This is a genomic window from Caballeronia sp. GACF4, from assembly GCF_023631025.1.
GTDB lineage: Bacteria > Pseudomonadota > Gammaproteobacteria > Burkholderiales > Burkholderiaceae > Caballeronia.
The window spans coordinates 264798-284478 of record NZ_JALQDW010000004.1; the positions used below are offsets into that span (position 1 = coordinate 264798).

The 19681-nt window shown below is 63.3% G+C and carries 18 protein-coding genes; 6 read left to right on the top strand and 12 right to left on the bottom strand.

Going from position 1 to position 19681, the window contains the following annotated elements; genetic code table 11:
* Positions 1-19 precede the first annotated feature (19 nt).
* The 3 genes from NCR40_RS05085 to NCR40_RS05095 are packed head-to-tail and all read right to left on the bottom strand — an operon-like array spanning position 20 to position 3904.
* Positions 20-220, bottom strand: coding sequence for a DUF1656 domain-containing protein (locus NCR40_RS05085; RefSeq protein WP_250464390.1), 201 nt, complete (start codon positions 218-220; stop codon positions 20-22).
* The gene (locus NCR40_RS05090) at positions 210-2363 is read right to left on the bottom strand and encodes an FUSC family protein (protein ID WP_250508886.1); all 2154 of its coding nucleotides are present in this window, start codon (positions 2361-2363) and stop codon (positions 210-212) included. Before NCR40_RS05090 ends, NCR40_RS05085 begins: the two co-directional genes overlap by 11 nt.
* An 11-nt stretch (positions 2364-2374) precedes the next feature.
* Complete coding sequence (locus tag NCR40_RS05095) at positions 2375-3904, bottom strand: efflux transporter outer membrane subunit (protein ID WP_250508887.1); 1530 nt, start codon at positions 3902-3904, stop codon at positions 2375-2377.
* A gap of 166 nt (positions 3905-4070) precedes the next feature.
* Here NCR40_RS05095 and NCR40_RS05100 point away from each other — a divergent pair, with 166 nt between their 5' ends.
* Both NCR40_RS05100 and NCR40_RS05105 read left to right on the top strand, forming a co-directional pair.
* Positions 4071-5009, top strand: a complete 939-nt coding sequence (locus NCR40_RS05100; protein WP_250508888.1) for a LysR family transcriptional regulator — start codon at positions 4071-4073, stop codon at positions 5007-5009.
* A gap of 150 nt (positions 5010-5159) precedes the next feature.
* Complete coding sequence (locus tag NCR40_RS05105) at positions 5160-5324, top strand: hypothetical protein (protein ID WP_244827677.1); 165 nt, start codon at positions 5160-5162, stop codon at positions 5322-5324.
* Between the two features lie 2 nt (positions 5325-5326).
* Here NCR40_RS05105 and NCR40_RS05110 read toward each other — a convergent pair whose 3' ends face one another.
* The 5 genes from NCR40_RS05110 to wrbA all read right to left on the bottom strand — a co-directional run bounded on the left by NCR40_RS05110 (position 5327) and on the right by wrbA (position 9519).
* Entirely contained in the window at positions 5327-6052 is a 726-nt protein-coding gene (locus NCR40_RS05110; RefSeq protein WP_250508889.1) for an SOS response-associated peptidase, read from the bottom strand.
* Between the two features lie 30 nt (positions 6053-6082).
* Entirely contained in the window at positions 6083-6886 is an 804-nt protein-coding gene (locus NCR40_RS05115) for a metallophosphoesterase (RefSeq protein ID WP_250492212.1), read from the bottom strand.
* Positions 6883-8343 carry an FAD-binding oxidoreductase gene (locus tag NCR40_RS05120; RefSeq protein WP_250508890.1) on the bottom strand — a complete coding sequence of 487 codons (1461 nt, stop codon included), beginning with the start codon at positions 8341-8343 and terminating at the stop codon, positions 6883-6885. Before NCR40_RS05120 ends, NCR40_RS05115 begins: the two co-directional genes overlap by 4 nt.
* Positions 8344-8490: 147 nt before the next feature.
* Positions 8491-8847 carry a DUF2069 domain-containing protein gene (locus NCR40_RS05125; protein ID WP_244827681.1) on the bottom strand — a complete coding sequence of 119 codons (357 nt, stop codon included), beginning with the start codon at positions 8845-8847 and terminating at the stop codon, positions 8491-8493.
* Between the two features lie 57 nt (positions 8848-8904).
* The gene (gene wrbA / locus NCR40_RS05130; protein WP_250492215.1) at positions 8905-9519 is read right to left on the bottom strand and encodes an NAD(P)H:quinone oxidoreductase; all 615 of its coding nucleotides are present in this window, start codon (positions 9517-9519) and stop codon (positions 8905-8907) included.
* Between the two features lie 95 nt (positions 9520-9614).
* Here wrbA and NCR40_RS05135 point away from each other — a divergent pair, with 95 nt between their 5' ends.
* Positions 9615-10922 (top strand): YihY family inner membrane protein, encoded by a 1308-nt coding sequence (locus NCR40_RS05135; RefSeq protein WP_370652103.1) that lies wholly within the window; start codon positions 9615-9617, stop codon positions 10920-10922.
* Between the two features lie 9 nt (positions 10923-10931).
* On the opposite strand, the gene NCR40_RS05140 is transcribed toward NCR40_RS05135, so the two are convergent.
* From NCR40_RS05140 to NCR40_RS05150, 3 genes are all read right to left on the bottom strand, one after another.
* The gene (locus NCR40_RS05140; protein WP_244827684.1) at positions 10932-11252 is read right to left on the bottom strand and encodes an Mpo1-like protein; all 321 of its coding nucleotides are present in this window, start codon (positions 11250-11252) and stop codon (positions 10932-10934) included.
* A 322-nt stretch (positions 11253-11574) separates the two neighbouring features.
* Positions 11575-12405, bottom strand: a complete 831-nt coding sequence (locus NCR40_RS05145) for an alpha/beta fold hydrolase (protein WP_250508891.1) — start codon at positions 12403-12405, stop codon at positions 11575-11577.
* Positions 12402-13754, bottom strand: coding sequence for an O-acetylhomoserine aminocarboxypropyltransferase (locus NCR40_RS05150; RefSeq protein ID WP_250508892.1), 1353 nt, complete (start codon positions 13752-13754; stop codon positions 12402-12404). The genes NCR40_RS05145 and NCR40_RS05150 overlap by 4 nt, the downstream gene beginning before the upstream one ends.
* A 239-nt stretch (positions 13755-13993) precedes the next feature.
* Between NCR40_RS05150 and NCR40_RS05155 the strand changes: the two genes are divergently transcribed.
* The 3 genes from NCR40_RS05155 to aroC all read left to right on the top strand — a co-directional run bounded on the left by NCR40_RS05155 (position 13994) and on the right by aroC (position 17745).
* Positions 13994-14446, top strand: a complete 453-nt coding sequence (locus tag NCR40_RS05155) for a CBS domain-containing protein (RefSeq protein ID WP_244827687.1) — start codon at positions 13994-13996, stop codon at positions 14444-14446.
* A 196-nt stretch (positions 14447-14642) separates the two neighbouring features.
* A complete protein-coding gene (locus NCR40_RS05160) occupies positions 14643-16586 on the top strand; it encodes an MFS transporter (protein ID WP_250508893.1) in 1944 nt (647 codons plus the stop codon).
* A gap of 52 nt (positions 16587-16638) precedes the next feature.
* Entirely contained in the window at positions 16639-17745 is a 1107-nt protein-coding gene (gene aroC, locus NCR40_RS05165; protein ID WP_250464408.1) for a chorismate synthase, read from the top strand.
* Positions 17746-17870: 125 nt separating this feature from the next.
* Here aroC and NCR40_RS05170 read toward each other — a convergent pair whose 3' ends face one another.
* Positions 17871-19544, bottom strand: coding sequence for an electron transfer flavoprotein-ubiquinone oxidoreductase (locus NCR40_RS05170; RefSeq protein ID WP_250492220.1), 1674 nt, complete (start codon positions 19542-19544; stop codon positions 17871-17873).
* Positions 19545-19681 lie beyond the last annotated feature (137 nt).

Genomic DNA, 19681 nt, shown 5'->3' on the forward strand with positions numbered 1-19681 from the left:
GCGACGAAGCGGTCGAGAATCATCGATACACCGCGAGACCCAGCACGCCGCACACGCAGACGAGCAGGCTCGCGCGAAACAGCGCCGGATGCCAGACCACGCGATACAGTCCGGTCAGCGCCAGCACGCGGTCGATGATCCAGGTGACGAGCCCGCCCGCGAGGCACAGCAAAAGCAGCGTTGGCACGTAAGCTTCGAGAATCGCGGTATCACGCGGCATGGGACGCTCCTTCAGGCGAAATCGGTTGGAACGCTGCGAACGGCGATTCCGGGTCGAGCAGCGCGGTACGAATGAAATGCAGATGACTCACGATGCGTTGCAGCCGATGCCGCTCTTCTCGCGGCGTATCCGAATCCGAAGCGTGCGAAGCAAGCCTGGCCTGCATCTCGTCGATGGCGTGTTCCGTCGCGACGAGCGCGCCATCGAAACGCGCTTGCCGTGGCCGATCGAAGAGCCGCGCCACCGCATCGAGCGTCGGGTTCACGACGCGTTCGAAGCCCGCCATTTCGCGTCGCAAATCGATCACCGCATTGCCGAATTCGAGCACCGCGAAGAGCCACTGCAAGGCCTCGCGTTGCAGCGCGGGCTTGTCGGAGGCGAGCGCGTTGATCTGCGAAAGCAGGTCGCGCGTGCGGCTTTCGAAATGCGTCGTCAGTTGCGCGAGACGTCCGCGCCGCGCGCTCACTACTTCGCGGCGCAGGTCCGCGAGCAGCAGACGGCGCAGCCACGGCGCATCGGTCGGCAGGAGCACGGCGAAGGCGATCGCGGAGACGATCATCGACAAGACGAGCGCGATGGCGTCGTTCATGAAGCCGGTCGGATCGTAATGCACGAGGTTGTCCGGCCCCGCGAGAAAGCAGAAGAAGATGCAGTAGCCGATGCCCACGCCCGCGAGCGAGCGACGCGTCGTCAAGAACGCGCCGAGCATGAGCGCGGGCACGAGCGCCGCGCACATCAGCACGAAGCCGTCGATATGCGGAAACACGCCGAACACGACGATCATGCCCGTGATGCTCGCGAGCGTCGTGCCGATAGCCATTTGCGCGGCCATCTGCGTCGGCCGTGGCGAGGACGACGCCAGCGCGCATACGGCAGCGGCGTTGAGCACCATCGTGCCGCCGCTCGGCCACGCGCTCGCGATCCAGAACGCGCTCAGGACGAACATCACGACCGCGCCGCGCAGGCCGGAAACCGCGGCCGCGAGCAGATCGGTCTTGGGCACGTAACGCGCGACCCAGCGCTCGCGTTCATGCGACGGCGCCGCGAGCGACGCGTAGGTGTCGGCATACGCGAGCATGTCGTCGACGAAACGATAAAGCAGCTCGGTCGCGGTATCGAATTCGAGTGCGGTGAAGCCGGGCGCGGCTTCGAGCGAGATACGCGTCGCGCGCACGCGCTTGGGCAACGCGGCCTTGTAGTCGCGCAATTGCGCGGCGGCGTGCGCGGCGTCGGCAGCGTTGCGCACCGGCTCGCCCGCAATCAGCAACAGCGGCGGCACTTCGTGAATGAACGGTTCGAGCGCATCGATGGTCGTGCCCGACGCGTTTGCGCGCAGCCGGTTCATCAACTGATGCAGCGCGTGAAAACGCGTGGATGCGCTCATGAATTCGCTATTCAGCCGCGCGAGCCGCCCGCCGCGCCGCCGCGATTCGGGATGCTCGAAAATCGCGACACTGCGCGCCGCCTCGAAGCCGACGATATCCGCGACGAAGCTCAGATTGGTGCGTTCGATTTGCGCGCGCTCGAGCTTGCCGGACATCGCGTGACAGACGTAATCGACGAATTGCGTGAAGCGCCGTCGCACCGTGGTGCGGATCTGCTCGCCCGCGAGTTGCGGAAACACGAGCGCGCTCACGGCGCCCGCGCACACGATGCCGAGCGACACTTCGCCCACCCGCGTCAGGGCCGACAGATACGCGCCATCCGGATGCTGCGCCGCCGGTATGCCGATCAGCGCCGCCGTGTATCCCGCGAGCACGAAGCCATACGAGCGGAAGTTGCGATTGCGCGCCGCGCCCGCCGTGCAGATGCCGACCCAGAGCGCCGTCGCCGAGAGAAACAGCACCGGCTGCTGCGAGAACAGGCTGATGAATGCGAGCATGACGACGAGACCGACCATCGTGCCGCAGAAACGGTAGAAGCTCTTCGCGAGCACCATGCCGCTTTGCGGCTGCATCACGACGAAGACGGTGGTCATCGCGGTGCGCGGCTGCTGCATGTCGAGCCGCATGGCGATCCATAGCGCGATCAGCGCCGCCAGCACCGCCTTGAAGATGTAGATCCACGCAAGGCCGTCGGTGCGCGCCCAATCCGCGAAGGCGTTCACGAGCGATGCGCGCTTGTCGATGAGAACAGTGGCCATGAACGTTCTCCTCACTTCACCGAGGACGACGCGCCGAGCGACGAACCGAACGGGCCGATATGCTTCGCGGGCGCAAGCGCCGTTTCTTGCGGACCATTCGAGGGATCGTCGATACCGCCGCCGAGCGCGGAGGTGAGCGTTGCATAGGCTGCGAGCCGTTGCGCCCGCACGCGTGCTTCGCCGTCCTGCGCGCGCAGCAATTGCGCTTGCGCGATCAGCACGTTGACGTAATCGGTCAGGCCGCGCTTATAACCGGCGTTGGCGAGGTCGTAGTTCTTGCGTGCGGCGGCGACCGAGCGCCCCGACGCTTCCAGCTGCGTGTCGAGCGAACGCACGCGCACGACCTGATCGGCGATGTCCTTGAGCGCGGCGACGAGCGTCGCGTTGTAGTGATCGACGGCTACGTCGTATTGCGCCGACACCGCGCCGAGTTGCGAGCGCAGCCGTCCGCCTTCGAAGATAGGCAACGACAGCGCCGGGCCGAACGTATAACCCGTCGCCTTGCTCGTGAGGAAGCTGAGCAGCGCGCCGCCCGCGAAAGTCTGCGTGAGCGACGCCGCGAGATTGATGTTCGGATAGAACTCGGCCTTCGCGACATCGATACCGCGCGCTTGCGCCGCCACCATCCAGCGCGCCGCGACGATATCGGGCCGATGACCCAGGAGTTCGGCGGGCAGCGACGAGGGCAAGGGCAGCGGCGTCGCGAGCGCGAGCGTGGGACGCGTGAGCGCATCGCTCGCGCCGGGACCTTCGCCTGCAAGCGCGGCGAGCTGATGGCGCGCGAGCTCAATCTCTTCCTGATAGATATCGACCTGACGCTCGTACTCGGGCAACGGCGTTTCGGCCTGACTCACTTCGAGCTGTGTGCCGATGCCGCCTTTTAAACGCCGCTCTGCGAGATCCGCGATGCGCTGCTGCTGCGCGAGCGTCTGTTGCGCGATATCGCGCAGTGCGAACGCCTGCGAAAAGCCGATGTAGGCGCGCACCACGTTGGTTTCGAGTTCGAGCTGGGCGGCGCGGGCATCGGCGGCGCGCACGTGGGCGACATCGAGCGCGCGTTCGGCGGCGTTATCGTCGCGGCCCCAGAGATCGAGGTCATAGGAGAGCGAAAGGCCGGCGGTGTCGTCCCACGTAGTCGTGCCGCCGTAGTAGCCGGGGCCGTAGAAGTCGTTCTCCGGCCAGTGCTTGCGTTGCAGGCTCATCGCGCCATCGACGTGCGGCAAAAGCGCCGAGCGCGCCACGCCGGCTTCCTCGCGCGCCTCGCGAACGCGTGCGGCGGCCATCGCCAGTGTCGGGTTGCCGCCGGTTGCGCGTGTAATCCAGGCATCGAGCTGCGGATCGCGATACGCGCGCCACCATTCCTGGTCGGGCCACGCGGCGTCCGCATTGGCGGCGCGAATGGCGTTGCCGACATCGAGCGTTGCCACGTCTTTCAGCGGATCCTGCGGCGCGACCTTGCCCGTACTTGCGCATCCGGCGATTGTTAAAAATGCCGTAAGAACCGCGGCATAAGCGGCGTAACTGAATGACCGGCTCCGCACGATTCCCTCCCAAAATTGAATAGAATTTGAGAGTGAATTATATTTTTGCAGGGATTGTCGAATAACCAGTAACGATGTAAAGCATTCTTACTGAGATTGCGATAATCGCTGTTACTGGTCATGTAACAATTCGATCTACACAAACGCCGAAAAACGGGAAAGCGTCATGGATACGCTCCAAAACATGCGCGTGTTCGCGCGCGTCGTCGAGGCGGGCAGTTTCACCGCCGCCGCGCAGCATCTCAATACGACCACCGCCTACGCGTCGCGCGCCGTGTCCGACCTCGAAGCGCATCTGCGCACGCGGCTGCTCAATCGCACGACGCGCCGAATCGCGCTAACCGAGGCGGGCGAGCGCTATTTGCAACGCTGCGAGCAAATTCTCGCTTACGTCGATCAGGCCGAAGCCGAAGCCAGCGACGCCCACGCGCGTCCGGCCGGCAAACTCAAGGTGCATTCGATGACGAGCTTCGGCGTGCACTATGTCGTGCCGATGATCTCGCGCTATCAGCAGCGTCATCCGTCCGTGCAGGTCGAGCTGACTTTGGCGCAACGCGTGCCGGATCTACTGGACGAGGGTTACGACGTGTCGGTGGTGCTGGCTTCTGAGTTGCCGGATTCCGCATTGGTGTCGGCGCGGCTCGGCACGGTGTTCAGCATTGCATGTGCGTCACCGACGTATATCGAGAAGCACGGCACGCCGCATGTGTTGTCCGACCTGGTGCGCCACACCTGTCTGCAATTGATGACGCCCGTGTTTCCGCCCGACCGCTGGGTCTTCGACGGTCCGAACGGGCAGGAAACGGTCAGTCTCGGCGCTTCGCCCTTCACGGTGAACGTGGCCGACGCCATGGTGACGGCGATCCGGGAAAACATGGGCATCGGCGTATTGCCGACGTCCTCCGCGCTGCCCGCCTTGCGCGCAGGCACTTTGGTGCGTGTGCTGCCGCAATACACGATGCAGGAACTGACGGTCTACGCGCTGTACCCGTCGCGCCAGTATTTGGACGCCAAGATCCGCACGTGGGTGGAGTTTCTGCGCGAGGCGCTGCCCGACACGCTCGCCGCCGATTCCGAGTCGCTCAAGGAGTTCGTAGTAGGCTGAATATGCTTGCCGTCAGTGCTGTCGGCTCCGGCGCGCTGACCGAAGTCCGGTTACGAAATAAGCTGCGGCGCAACACTTGCTTACTCCTGATTCACCCGCATTTGCTACTGTCTGTCCACGTTCACTGCATTTATCTTGGGGACTCGTCTGATGAGCACGCCACTTATGTTCGCTCTTGCCGCGCTTGTGTCGTTGATCGCCGTTCCGGCGTCGCGCGAGCTTTTCAATGCCATGCGTGCCCAGTCGGAAGAAGAGGCAAGAAAGCGCCTGATCCCGATTCGCGTCGAAAGCAACCGCGACCGGCGCACCCGCTAAATCTATAAAAGCGCCTCCAGTGGCTCGATGAGCCGCGCTTCGTCCGTGGTGGCGCGGTTCACATCGGTTGAAACGCGGTGCCAGACGAAGTGCGAAGCCGGCACGCCGTCGGATTTCACGAGCCGCGCCAAATCTTCCGCTGATGCGTCCGGGTCCAGCCAGCGCCGCGCCGTGGCTGCGGAGAAAACCAGCGGGCGGCGGTCGTGGACGTCGACGAGGCCTTCGTCGGCTGCTGCCGTGACGATCACGAAGCCTGCGCCGGGCTGCGCGGCGTCCTCCTCGCGCGTGATGCTCGTGAGCGCGGCGAGGAACATGGGCTCACCGTCGGCGCGTCGAATGTAATACGGTTGCTTGAAGGGCTTCGCGGCGGCGGGTTTGGTCGCCAATTCGCCCGGACGCGGCTCGATTCGCCATTCGAACCAGCCATCTGCTGGCACCAGAATGCGCGCTTTTTTCCACAGATTGCGAAAATAGGCACTGGTCGACGCCGTCTCGACGCGCGCATTGATGGTCTGCGGCAGCTTCTTTTGTATCGCCCACGGCGGGCAATATCCCCAATGCACGGCGCGAATCGATTCGTCGGGATAGACGGCGAGCGGATGCGTGCCCGGCGACAGGTTATAGCCGGGCCGCCGGTCGGCGGCATCGACGAGTACGAACGGGTTCTTCAGATGCAGACGTTGCGCGTAATGCATCGGCAGTCGGTACTGGCTGATTCGGCCGCACATGGCTTGGCTCCTGTTATTCGCGTTGCTCCGTCAGATTTCGACGACCTTGTCCCAGGCGAACTGTTCGTTTTCCCAGCGCCCGGAGCGACGGTCGAAGTAGCCGCGCGGATTGCAGACCACGCGCGTCCCATTCGCCGTGTAGTCGAACGACGTATGCGTGTGGCCGTGAATCCAAAGCGCGGCGGGCGTGCGGGCGAGCGTCGGCAGATGATTGACGAAGCCCGCCGACACGATATCCGTCGCGTACCGCTCGGACAGACTTTCGCGCAACGGCGCGTGATGCGTGACGACGATCGTCTGGCCCGCGAACGGTCTGGCCAATTCGTTTTCGAGCCACGCGCGCGCTTGCTCGTGCAGCGCGAGGGAATCTTCCGGTGCGAACGCGCGGGGTTCGCCGTCTTGCTCCGGCCACGCGAGCTGGATCAGCCCTCGATAATCCAGCATGACCTTGATGCACGCTTCCTGCGCCCGGCCGATTTCTTCGTCGCTCGACCCGAACAGCGCGAAGTCGGTCCAGAGCGTCGTGCCGAGAACGCGCCACGCGCCGCGCCGGTCGACGAGCGCCGCGTTGTTCAGGTAATGCACGTTGTCCACGCTTTGCGCCGCGTCGAGCATGGCGGCTTCCATCGCGCCGAATTCGGCGTCGTAGTACTCGTGATTGCCCGGCACATAGACGATAGGCACATCCGAACCGAAATTCTCCACCGCCCAACGCACGCCTTCCGCGTGATTGTGGATATCGCCCGCCAGCACGACGAGATCGGCTTCGGCATAAGGAATCGCGAGCGGCTCGTCGTTTTCCAGATGCAGGTCCGACAGCACGCGTATCTTCATGCGATGTTCTCCTTCCTTGTCCCGGCTTGCGCCCAGCGCACGACCTTGCCCGGATTCATGCGATTCTCGGGATCGAGCGCGGCCTTGATGCTTTGCATGAGGCGCACCTCGACGGCCGATTTATAGTGCATCGCTTCGTCCACCTTCAGTTGCCCGAGACCGTGCTCCGCGCTGATACTGCCGCGATGCGCATGCACCTGGTCGTAGACGAGCGCGTTGATCGGCGTCTGGAACGCTTCGAGAAATTGCTTCTGATCGACGCCTTCGGGCGCCTGCACGTTGTAATGCAGATTGCCGTCGCCTAGATGTCCGAAGGTCACCATGCGCGCGCCGGGCGTGGCTCGAGCGATGATCGCGTCGGTTTCCTCGATAAAGCGGCCGATGCTCGAGATCGGCACCGCAATGTCATGTTTGATGTTCAGCCCTTCCTCCGCCTGCGCGAGCGGGATATGCTCGCGCAAATCCCAGAATGCCTGCGACTGCGCGAGGCTTTCCGCGACCACGGCATCTTTGACGATACCTTCTTCCATAGCCTGTTCCATCAGCCTTTCGAAGAGCGCGCGGGCGTGTTCGTCGCTTTCGCTGTCGGAGAGTTCGAGCAGCACGGTTTGCGCGTGCGGTTCGCCGAACGGATACCGCAGCTGCGGAAAATGCCGGCCGACGAGGCGCATCGAGAAGTCGGACATGAGCTCGAAGCCGGTCAGGAGCGCACCTGCGTGATGTTGCGCCATTGCCAGGAAATCGAGTGCGGCGTGCGGCGAGGCAAGACCCGCGAGCGCCGTCACGCGCGCGACCGGCGCGGGATGCAGTTTCATCACCGCCGCCGTGATGATCCCAAGCGTGCCTTCCGCGCCGATGTACAGATCGCGCAGATCGTAGCCGGTGTTGTCCTTGCGCAAGCCGCGCAGGCCGTCCCAGATATCGCCTTGCGGCGTCACGACTTCGAGGCCCAGGCACAACTCGCGCGTGTTGCCGTAACGCAGAACGCCCGTGCCGCCCGCGTTGGTCGAGAGGTTGCCGCCGATCGTGCAACTGCCTTCGGCCGCGAGACTCAGCGCGAAGAGACGTTGTGCGCTTTCGGCGCGCGCCTGGACTTCGGCGAGCACGACGCCTGCTTCGACGGTAATGGTGTTGTTATGCGGATCGATACCGCGAATGCGGTTCAGGCGGCGCAGGCTCAACACCGCTTGCGCGCCGCTCTCGTCGGGGGTTGCGCCGCCCGCGAGTCCCGTGTTGCCGCCTTGCGGCACGATGGCCACGCCGTGTTCATGCGCGAGTCCGACAACGGCGGCGACTTCCGCGGTGTCGGCGGGAAGCAGCACGGCGCACGCATTGCCGCGATAGCGCTTGCGCCAGTCGACGAGAAACGGCTCGGTGTCGTGATCGTGCGTGAGAACGTGGGACGCGCCGAGCAGTTCGGTGCAGGCGGCGATGAACGGGGAGTGAGAGGCAGTCATGGATGAGGGCAGATTGGACCGTGTAGCGTAGTCGACAGTATCGCGCAGCGGGGCGCGGCTTGCGCCTCGGCCGAATGGCATAGGCCGCGCGCAGCGTTTCGATCCGTGCTAAAAAGCATCACGTCCGTATGGAAAAAAGCGAACGATTCAGCGTTTTCTTGCACGCGCCGCACGTTTGAAGGGGGCGACGAAGCCGAGCGCGCAGACGAAGAATGCGAACGCAAGCAAAGTTTCGAGCCAGGCGAGGCGCGCGGAGAGGCCGGTATCGGTCATGCCGCGCACGATGCCTTCGGCGAAGTAGAGCAAAACGAGCATCGAAGCCCATTGCAAGGTATAGACGTTGCGCTTGATGACACCGGGCAGCGCGCATGCAAGTGGCAGTGCTTTCAACGCGAGTACCCATGCGCCGGGACGCAGCGGCGCGAGCCACAGCTCCCAGAGAAGCGAGAGCACGATGAGCGCGGCAAGACTCGTCAGCGCACCGATGGCAAGCGGCGCGTTCATTCGCGGCTCGGTCAATGAAGGTGCGGTCATGGCGGGCTTAAGCGGCCTCAAGCAGACTTAAGCGGCCTTCGCGCCACGCACGAGGTCGAGCGCGGTGCGCGCGAGCCTTGTGCCGAGCGCGACGGCGAGCGCTTTCTCATCGGCGGTGATGCCGTGCTGGCTGGCGTCGCCCGTGCGCGCATGATGCGATGCGCCGTAAGGCGTGCCGCCGCTTTGCGTGGTAGTCAGGCGCGACTCGGTGTAAGGAATGCCGACGATCAGCATGCCGTGATGCAGGAGCGGCAGCATCATCGAGAGCAGCGTGGTTTCCTGGCCGCCGTGCAGGCTGCCGGTGGAGGTGAAGACACTTGCTGGCTTGCCCGCGAGCGCGCCGGACAGCCACTGCGGCGTGGTTCCGTCGAGGAAATATTTGAGCGGCGCGGCCATGTTGCCGAAGCGCGTGGGCGAACCGAGCGCAAGACCCGCACATTCCTCCAGATCGCGCAGCTCGGCGTAAGGCGGGCCGTCGGCGGGAATGTCGGGCTGCGTGGCTTCGCAGACGGTGGAAACCGGCGGCACCGTGCGCACCCGCGCGGCCATGCCAGGAACGCTGTCGACGCCCTGGGCGATGGCGAGCGCAAGCTCGCGGGTCGCGCCGTGGCGGCTGTAGTAGAGCACGAGGATGTCGTTCATAAGGCTTTTTTAGTGAACGGCTATTATAGGGATTAGCCTGTTTTTAGGGGCGCGCAGGGCAATAGCCTCACGCGGCCTCGCTTGGGAGAATGCGTTTGCGGCACGTTTTCATCGATCTCGCGGCAGTCAAGCGTCTCGCCGGTTTCGTCGCGCGGCGTCTTGGCGAGGATCGCGTCGCGCAGGTGGCGGGCAGTCTCACGTTCACGAGCGTACTCTCCGTCGTGCCGCTCGCAACCGTCGCGTTCGCGCTCTTCACCGCGTTTCCCATTTTCGGTTCGTTCCAGTCGTCGTTGCAGGACTTCCTCGCGGCGCATTTAATGCCGACGCAGATCAACACGCAGATCTTCAACTATCTGAACCAGTTTGCCGCGAAAGCGAAGGGCCTGACCACGGTCGGCCTCATTATCCTGTTCGTCACCTCGGTGATGACCATGATGACAATCGAATCGGCGCTCAACGTCATCTGGCGCGTGAAGAAGGCTCGCCCGTTCGCGCAACGCGTCATGGTCTATTGGGCCATCATCACACTCGGGCCTATTCTCTTCGGCTGCAGTCTGTCCATCTCGTCCTACGTGTTCGCGCATTCGATCGCGTTCGCGGGGTCGCACAATCTTATGCCGCCTATCGTCGAATGGGCGCTCACGGGCGTTTCGTTGCCGCTCACGGTGTTCGCCTTCACCATCATTTACGTGTTCATGCCGAACTGCAAGGTCGAATGGCGCGATGCCGTCATTGGCGGGCTGATTGCAGCGGTGGCGTTCGAACTGGGCAAGCGCGGCTTCGGCTACTACGTGCGGCGCATTCCCACTTACACCGCCGTGTATGGCGCGTTCGCCGCGCTGCCGGTGTTTCTGCTGTGGGTTTATCTCTGCTGGATGATCGCGCTCGTCGGAGCAATGGTGACGTCCGCGTTGCCGGCCATTCGCATCGGGCAATATCATCGGCGCGAGTTTCCGGGCAGCGACTTGCTTTACGCGCTCGAAATACTCGCGCGACTCGTCGAATTGCGCGACGAAGGCAAGCCTGGCTACACGGCGATGGAACTCGCCAAGATGGCGCGTTGCGATCTGGATACCTCCACGCGCTTGATCACGCGGCTCGATGCGCTCGGCTGGATCGGCCGGCTCGAAGACTCGAAGATGCCGCGTTTCGTGTTGATCGCCAACCCGGCGCACATCACCATGACCATGCTGTTCGACCAGTTCGTGATCGACCGGGAGGAACTGGATTATCAATTGCGTCTCGATGCCACGCATCTCGATCGCACGGCGCTGATGGAAGCGCTCGAAAACGACAGGCTCGAAGCCACGCTCAATTCACTCGTCGCGGCGCGCGCGGCGGCGCTCACAAACCCGCGCCTGCTCGAAACACCGCGTTCTTCCATGCCGCAGCAACCGGCCTGAGTGCGCGGTTCAAAGCGAGATCCTGCCGATGCAGATGTCCTTGAACATTACCCAGTCGCCCATCAGGCTATAGACCGGATGGCGAAAGGTGGCAGGGCGGTTCTTTTCGAAAAAGAAGTGGCCGATCCACGCAAAGCCGTAGCCGCAGATCACGGCGGCCGGCAGCCAGAGCCAGTCGCCGGTGGCGATGGCCATGGCAATGCAGCCAATCACGCCGAGTGAGCCTAAAAAGTGCAGCCTACGCGATGTCAGATTGCGATGCTCGTCCAGATAGTACGGATAGAACTCGGCGAAGTTCGCGAAGTGTTCTCCGTGTGTCGTCTGCGCCATGATCGCCTCCCGGTCGATGCGGTGCCTTCCACCTGACGAATGCGCCAGCAAGATTCATTCTGCGACGGCGCGCGTGGTGGTGCAAGCGATGCAAGGCTTTGATGCGCGTGAGGCGTTCAACTATTGCAAACCACGCGCTAACCGGATTTCCATGCACTTCGGCGCCGAGACGAACGACGCGTCCGGTTACTCGGCTATCCGCGCAAAATCGTCACTCGGACCTAAAGCGCTTACTGCTTCCCCACACATTTCGGCGCCAAGACAAACGACGCGTCCGGTTCCTCGGCCAACAGCGCAGAATCGTCAATCGGTTCGAAAGCGCTTACCGTTCCCCCGCACACTTCAGCGCGAACGCAAACAACGTGTCCAGCACGGCATCCGGTTGCTCGGCCATCAGCGCATGACCGCCGTCCAATTCGACCGCGCTCACCGTTGCGCTCGCACGCTTCATCGCGTCAACGAGCGGGCGGGAGGCGCGCGGCGGCGTCATTACATCGCGCTTGCCGCTCAGTATGAGTACCGGACACTGCACCGTTGCAGCGCGTTCGAGCGCATCCGCGTAACCGTTGCACGCGCTGAAATCGGTGTGAAAAAGCTGCGCCTCGCCTTGAGCGCTGATGCGTTCCATCAGGCGCTGGTTGACGCCTCGCAACCAGAATCCGGGCGCCGGAGCCGACGGTTTCGCGGCGATGGTCGAATGCGACCATTGGTTGACCATATCGATCGCTTCCGGCTCGTGTTCGCGCGCGGCATCGAGAAGCATGTCGGAGACGGCCATCGGTGCGGCCGTGCTGACGAGCGCCAGTCCGAGCGCGCGGGCCGGATGGCGCGCGGCGGCATCGAGCGCGATCAGCGAACCCATGCTGTGCCCGACGAAAATGGCCTTGTCCGTATGGGCTGCATCGAGAAGGTGAATCGTCCAGTCGGCGAGCGCGGCGATGGTGCTTAACGCGGGCCCGGCGCTACGGCCATGCGCGGGCAGGTCGGGCGCGAGCACGCCGAAACCGTGATGCGCGAAGTAACGCGTCTGCAAGCCCCAAACGCTGTGATCGTGCTGCGCGCCGTGCAGGAAGACGATCGTTGGCTTGGCGGCATCGAACGGTTTGCCGCCGGTGTAGGCATAGGCCGGGCGCCCGGCGATATCGAACATCATGCGCGGCTCCCAAGCGGCGCGGCGCGTGAGCCTTCGCTGCTTTTGCCGCTCTCTGCGCTTTCGGCCGCCTTTTGCGCTGCTTTGAGCCCGCGTTTGAGATCGTCGATGAGATCGTCCGCATCTTCCAGTCCGATAGACAAACGAATACGTCCCGGACCGATGCCCGCCGCGGCGAGCGCCGCCGCGTCCATGCGAAAGTGCGTGGTCGAGGCGGGATGGATGACGAGCGAGCGCGCATCGCCGACATTGGCGAGATGCGAAAACAGCGTCAGCGACTCGATGAACTTGCGCGCCGCCGGCACGCCGCCGCGCAGATCGAAGCTGAACACCGCGCCCGCACCGCGCGGCAGAAGCCTCTTGGCGAGCGCATGGTCGCGATGCGTCGGCAGTTCGGGATAAGCCACGCCTTCGACTGCCGGCGAACTCAGCAGGAATTCGATCACCTTGCGCGTATTAGCAACGTGCCTATCCATGCGTAACGGCAAGGTTTCGATGCCTTGAAGCAACTGCCACGCAGCCTGCGGATGCAGACACGCGCCGAAGTCGCGCAGCCCTTCGCGCCGCGCGCGCAACAGGAACGGCGCAACCGTGCTTTCCTCGGCGAAGACCATGCCGTGAAAGCCGTCGTAAGGCTGGGTGAATTCGGGAAAGCGTCCGCTCGCCGCGAAGTCGAACGTGCCGCCATCCACCAGCACGCCGCCGATGGTCGTGCCATGACCGCCCAGAAACTTGGTCGCGGAGTGGTAGACCAGGTCGGCGCCGTGTTCGAGCGGTCGCAGCAGGTAAGGCGTGGTGAAGGTCGAATCCACGAGCAGCGGCGCGCCATGTTCATGCGCGATCTCCGCGACGCCCGCGATATCGAGCACGTCGAGCCCCGGGTTGCCGAGCGTTTCGCCGAAGAAGAGGCGCGTTTCCGGACGCGCCGCTCGACGCCACGCATCGAGATCATGCGGCGCGACGAAGGTGGTCTCTATCCCGAAGCGCCGCAGCGTGTAGTGCAGCAGATTGTGCGAGCCACCATACAGCGCGCTCGATGCCACGACGTGCGAGCCCGCGCCCATCAGTGTGGCGATGGCCAGATGCAACGCCGCCTGGCCGCTCGCCGTGCCGATTGCACCGGCGCCGCCTTCCAGCGCCGCCACGCGTTCCTCGAAAACCGCCACCGTCGGGTTCGAGATGCGGGAATAGACATGCCCCGAGCGCTCCATGTTGAAGAGCGCGGCGGCGTGATCGGTATCGCGGAAAGTGAACGACGTGGTCTGGTAGATCGGCGTGGCGCGCGCCCCGGTCACGGGGTCGGGCGCGGCGCCCGCGTGCAGCGCGAGCGTGTCGAAGCGGTTGGCGGGCATGGTTGGCGGCCTGTGTGGAGCAGGTCAGGAAAATAGCGGTCGATCATCGTAACATCCGCCTCGCGCGGGAAAACCTAGGGCGAACACGCGCACATCGAATGGGGAATCGGCCCGCAAAGCCTTATCCGAATGGCTAGACAAGGCTGCTTTGCTTTCTTTTTGCGGGCCTTTCCGATAGCATCGAAACATGGTTTCAAGAACGTTCGGCAATTGAACAGGCATTTCGCGAGGAGACAGTCATGCGAGTCAGCGACATTCTGAAAGTAAAGGGCAACGCGCTATTCACGGTCACGCCCGACACGCCGCTCGCCGAAGCAATCGACGCCATGGCGGCGCATGACATCGGCTCGCTCGTCGTCATGGAATACGGCGATCTGGCCGGCATGCTTACCTTCCGCGAAATCATCGTCACCTTGCGCGACAACGGCGGCAGCGTCGGCACAACGAGCATCCGCAAGATCATGGACGACCATCCGCTCACCTGCACGCCGGAAACGGACGTCAACGAAGTGCGGCGCATGATGCTCGAGCATCACGTGCGTTACTTGCCGGTCATGGAGAATCGCGCGCTGATGGGCGTGATCTCGTTTTATGATGTCGCGCGCGCGGTCGTCGAGGAACAAGGCTTCGAGAATCGCATGCTGAAAGCGTATATACGCGACTGGCCTGAGCAACAGGAAGAAGCGCGCTGAGCACCTGCCCGATCCAACGCTTCGACGCTTCGCGTGACACCCCATGGAAGCGCGCCCCGGTGGCGCGCTTTTTTTCGTCCGGCTCGAACGCCTTTGCAGGCTTCGAGCTTCTTTTCCCGTGACATCCGCATTCGATCGCGCGGCGCCATCCAAGCCCGGTTCGCGATCAACTCCGGATCAATTTTTGTAGATAGCCATGAGTAGTGAAAATCCGTCGCGTGCCTCGTCGCGCGCATCCCGCGCCGCACGCCACGACGAGAAAGGCCAGTTCGGTCTTTTGCGCGAACGCCGTTTCGCGCCGTTCTTCTGGACGCAGTTTCTAGGCGCGATGAACGACAACGTCTTCAAGGTCGGCTTCACGTCGCTCGTCACGTTTCAGGCGGCGCGCTTTTCCGGCGTCGATCCGGGCACGGCCGCGTTCCTCATTTCGGCCATCTTCATCGTGCCGTTCGTGCTGTTCTCCGCGACCTCCGGCCAGATCGCCGACAAATACGACAAGGCCACGCTCGCGCGCCTGGTCAAGAGCTTCGAGATTCTCGTCATGTTGATTGGCGGCGCCGGCTTCGTGCTGCATAGCGCGCCGCTTTTATACGTCTGCACATTTCTGATGGGCGTGCACTCCACGGTGTTCGGGCCGGTGAAGTATGCGTATCTGCCGCAGCATCTGGAGGCTTCCGAACTCGTCGGCGGCAACGGGCTCGTGGAAATGGGCACATTCGTCGCGATTCTCATCGGCACGATCGTCGGCGGGGCAGCGGCGGGTGCGGTCGAACACGGGGCGATGGTGCTCGCGGCTGCGTGTCTCGCGTTCGCGATCATCGGGCGCGTCGTATCGAGCTTCATTCCGAAGTCCAACGCGTCGCAGCCGGACTTGCGCATCAACTGGAATCCGGTCTCGGAGACGTGGCGCAATCTCAAGCTCGCGAAAGCCGACCGTACCGTGTTCCTGAGCCTGCTCGGCATTTCATGGCTGTGGTTCGTCGGCGCGACTTTTCTCACGTCGTTCTTCAACTTCGCGAAGGACGTGCTCTCCGCGAACCCCGATGTCGTCACCATTCTCCTCGCGACGTTTTCGCTCGGCATCGGCACGGGTTCGCTCTTGTGCGAGAAGCTGTCGAAGCGGCGCGTCGAGATCGGACTGGTGCCGCTCGGGTCCATCGGCATCAGCGTGTTCGCCATCGATCTGTTCTTTGCCAGTCATCGGATTGCGTCGGCGGGGCATCTGCTCGGCGTTGCGGAGTTTCTGCTCGCGTTGCCGCACTGGCGCATTCTCGCGGACCTCTTTCTCCTTGCCATGTTCGGCGGCTTCTACAGCGTGCCGCTCTACGCGCTGATCCAGGCGCGCAGCCAGCCGACGCATCGGGCGCGCATCATCGCCGCGAACAATATCCTGAACTCGTTCTTCATGATCGTCTCGGCGTTGATGGCGCTCGGGCTCACGGCGCTCGGCGTCGGCATTCCCGGGCTCTTTCTCGCGACCGCGCTGCTCAACGTGGTTGTCGCCGTGTACATCTATTCGCTCGTGCCGGAGTTTTTGCTGCGCTTCATGGCCTGGGTGCTGGTGCATACGTTCTACCGCATTCGTCTCGTGGATGCCGAGCGCATTCCATCGCGCGGCGCGGCGGTGCTGGTGTGCAATCACGTCAGTTTCGTCGATGCCATCGTCATCATGGCCGAAAGTCCGCGCCCGATCCGCTTCGTGATGGATCACCGCATCTTTCGCTCGCCGGTAATCGGCTGGCTGTTCCGCCATGTGAAGGCGATTCCGATCGCGCCCGCGCACGAAGACGCGGAATTGCTCGAACGCGCGTACCAGAAATGCGCCGAAGCGCTCGAAGAGGGCGAGCTCGTGTGCATCTTTCCCGAAGGCAAACTCACGCGTACGGGCGAGATCAATCCGTTCAGGCACGGCATTTCGCAGATCCTGCGGCGGCATCCGGCGCCGGTCGTGCCGGTCGCGCTGCGAGGCTTGTGGGGCAGCGTGTTTTCGCGTCATGAAGATGCGCGCTGGCCGCGGCCTATCCAACGCGGCGTCATGACCCGCCTGACGCTGGCGGTAGGCAAACCGATCGCGCCGGAAGAGGCGACGACGGAACGTTTGCAGCAGATCGTGACGGCGTTGCGCGGGGCGCGGCGCTAGATGCCACTGGCATAATGTCGGTTTCCCCGGCACTTTTCTAAGGTCGACGCTCATGTCCGGCAATACCCTTGGCACGCTTTTCACCGTCACCAACTTCGGCGAGTCGCACGGACCGGCGATCGGCTGCGTGATCGACGGCTGCCCGCCCGGCATGGCCCTGACCGAGGCCGATATCCAGGTCGAACTGGACCGCCGCCGTCCCGGCACGTCGCGCCACGTGACGCAGCGCCAGGAAGCGGATCAGGTCGAGATTCTCTCGGGCGTGTTCGAAGGCGTGACCACCGGCACGCCCATCGCGCTGCTTATCCGCAATACGGATCAGCGCAGCAAGGACTACGGCAATATCGTCGAAACCTTCCGCCCCGGTCACGCCGATTACACCTACTGGCAGAAATACGGCGTGCGCGACTATCGCGGCGGCGGTCGTTCGTCGGCGCGTCTGACGGCGCCGACAGTCGCGGCAGGCGCGGTCGCGAAGAAATGGTTGCGCGAAAAGTTCGGCGTGGAAACGCGCGGCTACATGAGCGCGCTCGGCGAGATTCCCATTCCGTTTGTCGGCTGGGAACATGTGCGCGAGAACCCGTTCTTCGCGCCGAATGCCGACGTGGTGCCGCAACTCGAGGCGTACATGGACAACTTGCGGCGCGACGGCGACTCGGTCGGCGCGCGCATCGAAGTGGTCGCGAGCGGCGTGCCGGTCGGCTTGGGCGAGCCGCTTTACGATCGACTCGATGCGGACATCGCCAAGGCGATGATGGGCCTGAATGCAGCGAAGGGCGTCGAGATCGGCGCGGGCTTCGCGAGCGTGGCGCAACGCGGTTCGCAGCATGGCGACGAAATGACGCCCGAAGGTTTCGCGACCAACAATGCGGGCGGCATCCTCGGCGGCATTTCGAGCGGGCAGGACATCACCGTGTCGATTGCGATCAAGCCGACATCGAGCATTCGCACGGCGCGTCAGTCGATCGACAAATCGGGCGCGCCCGCGACTGTCGAGACCTTCGGCCGTCACGATCCGTGCGTGGGTATCCGCGCGACGCCTATCGCCGAGGCGCTGCTTGCGCTCGTGCTAATGGACCACGCGCTGAGGCATCGTGCGCAGAACGGCGATGTCGTCGTCGGCACACCGAAGATCGCGGCGCATACGCCGGCTAGTTGATCGCGCTTTTCTGAACGGCAGGCTTGACCGCGACGGCATTATCCTCGCCGATAAAAGCACGGCGCCGGTTCAAGACCGGCGCCGTACGACAGCCGCGCCCACGCGCGGCCCACCATCTCACCCGATTACATATTCGGGTAATTCGGCCCGCCGCCGCCTTCAGGCGTCACCCACACGATGTTCTGCGTCGGGTCCTTGATATCGCATGTCTTGCAATGCACGCAGTTTTGCGCGTTGATCTGCAGACGTTCGCCGCCATCGTCCGTCTTCACGAACTCGTACACCGCTGCCGGGCAATAACGTCCTTCCGGACCTGCATAGGTCCGCAAGTTCACGTTCACCGGCACGCTCGGGTCTTTCAGCGTCAGATGCGCCGGCTGATTCTCTTCGTGATTCGTGTTCGAAATGAACACCGACGAAAGTCTGTCGAACGTCAGCTTGCCATCCGGCTTCGGATAAACGATCGGCTTGCTCTGCGACGCGGGCTTCAGCATCTCGTGATCCCAATGCTGATGATGCAGCGTCCACGGCACGTTGCCGCCCATGACCTTCTGTTCCAGCCCGACCATGAACGTGCCGAGGTACAGGCCCTTGCTCATCCACTGCTTGAAATTGCGCGCGCGATGCAGTTCGGTCTTGAGCCAGGAAGTATCGAAGGCTTCTGGATACGCGCTCAACTCGTCGCTCTGACGGCCCGCCTGCACCGCGTCGAAGGCGGCTTCGGCGGCCATCTTGCCGGACTTGATCGCCGCGTGGCTGCCCTTGATGCGCGATGCGTTCAAAAAGCCCGCGTCGTCGCCGGCCAGCGCGCCGCCCGGAAACACGAGCTTTGGCAACGACATCAGGCCGCCCGCGGTAATGGCGCGCGCGCCGTAGGAAATGCGCTTGCCGCCTTCGAGGAACGGGCGAATGGCCGGATGCGTCTTGTAGCGCTGAAACTCTTCGAACGGCGAAAGATACGGGTTTGAATAGCCGAGTCCGACCACGAAGCCCACCATCACCTGATTGTTGTCCATGTGATAAAGGAACGAGCCGCCGTACGTGTCGGGATCGAGCGGCCAGCCCGCCGTGTGGATAACGAGCCCCGGCTTGTGCTTGACGGGATCGATCTCCCACAATTCCTTGATGCCGATGCCATATACCTGCGGATCGGCATTCTGATTGAGCTTGAACTTGTCCATCAACTGACGGCCGAGATGCCCGCGCGCGCCTTCGCAGAATAGCGTGTACTTCGCGTGCAATTCCATGCCGAGCTGGAAGTTCTCGGTCGGCTCGCCATCCTTGCCGATGCCCAGATTGCCGGTGACGACGCCTTTCACCGCGCCACTGTCGCTGTACAGCACTTCGGCGGCCGGAAAGCCCGGGAAGATCTCGACGCCCAGTTCCTCCGCCTGCGCGCCCAGCCAGCGCGTGACGTTGGCGAGACTCACGACGTAGTTGCCGTGATTCTTGAAGTTGTCGGGAAGCAGCCAGTTCGGCACCTGCTTCGCGCTGTCCTGCGTGAGAAAAAGGAAGCGGTCTTCGGTCACTTCGACGTCGAGCGGTGCGTTTCTTTCCTTCCAGTCGGGGATGAGTTCGGACAGACCGCGCGGGTCCATGACCGCGCCCGACAAAATGTGCGCGCCGATCTCCGAGCCTTTTTCCAGCACGCACACGCCGATTTCGACGCCTTTTTCCTGCGCAAGCTGCTTTAACCGGATAGCCGCCGACAAACCGGCTGGCCCGCCGCCGACGATGACGACGTCGTATTCCATCGATTCGCGGGGACCGTACTGCTCGATAAGGCTCGCCGGGGTCATCAATGCTCCTCTGTACCGTTAGAATGGCCTTTTAAGATCGCGTATTGTCAGCGAACGTCAGGCAGGCTGCAACCGACCTTGTCTGATCGAGTACGATCGTACTATTCTAGACGGCGCCGCGAAATCGGTGTCGATGC

Coding starts and splice junctions, on each gene's coding strand:
- NCR40_RS05115 (WP_250492212.1), bottom strand. CDS start 6,886: ATGAAGATACGCGTGCTGTCGGACCTGCATCTGGAAAACGACGAGCCG.
- NCR40_RS05150 (WP_250508892.1), bottom strand. CDS start 13,754: ATGCCCGCCAACCGCTTCGACACGCTCGCGCTGCACGCGGGCGCCGCG.
- wrbA (WP_250492215.1), bottom strand. CDS start 9,519: ATGAACGACATCCTCGTGCTCTACTACAGCCGCCACGGCGCGACCCGC.
- NCR40_RS05100 (WP_250508888.1), top strand. CDS start 4,071: ATGGATACGCTCCAAAACATGCGCGTGTTCGCGCGCGTCGTCGAGGCG.
- NCR40_RS05140 (WP_244827684.1), bottom strand. CDS start 11,252: ATGGCGCAGACGACACACGGAGAACACTTCGCGAACTTCGCCGAGTTC.
- aroC (WP_250464408.1), top strand. CDS start 16,639: ATGTCCGGCAATACCCTTGGCACGCTTTTCACCGTCACCAACTTCGGC.
- NCR40_RS05125 (WP_244827681.1), bottom strand. CDS start 8,847: ATGAACGCGCCGCTTGCCATCGGTGCGCTGACGAGTCTTGCCGCGCTC.
- NCR40_RS05170 (WP_250492220.1), bottom strand. CDS start 19,544: ATGACCCCGGCGAGCCTTATCGAGCAGTACGGTCCCCGCGAATCGATG.
- NCR40_RS05105 (WP_244827677.1), top strand. CDS start 5,160: ATGAGCACGCCACTTATGTTCGCTCTTGCCGCGCTTGTGTCGTTGATC.
- NCR40_RS05085 (WP_250464390.1), bottom strand. CDS start 220: ATGCCGCGTGATACCGCGATTCTCGAAGCTTACGTGCCAACGCTGCTT.
- NCR40_RS05120 (WP_250508890.1), bottom strand. CDS start 8,343: ATGACTGCCTCTCACTCCCCGTTCATCGCCGCCTGCACCGAACTGCTC.
- NCR40_RS05160 (WP_250508893.1), top strand. CDS start 14,643: ATGAGTAGTGAAAATCCGTCGCGTGCCTCGTCGCGCGCATCCCGCGCC.
- NCR40_RS05090 (WP_250508886.1), bottom strand. CDS start 2,363: ATGGCCACTGTTCTCATCGACAAGCGCGCATCGCTCGTGAACGCCTTC.
- NCR40_RS05155 (WP_244827687.1), top strand. CDS start 13,994: ATGCGAGTCAGCGACATTCTGAAAGTAAAGGGCAACGCGCTATTCACG.
- NCR40_RS05110 (WP_250508889.1), bottom strand. CDS start 6,052: ATGTGCGGCCGAATCAGCCAGTACCGACTGCCGATGCATTACGCGCAA.
- NCR40_RS05145 (WP_250508891.1), bottom strand. CDS start 12,405: ATGATGTTCGATATCGCCGGGCGCCCGGCCTATGCCTACACCGGCGGC.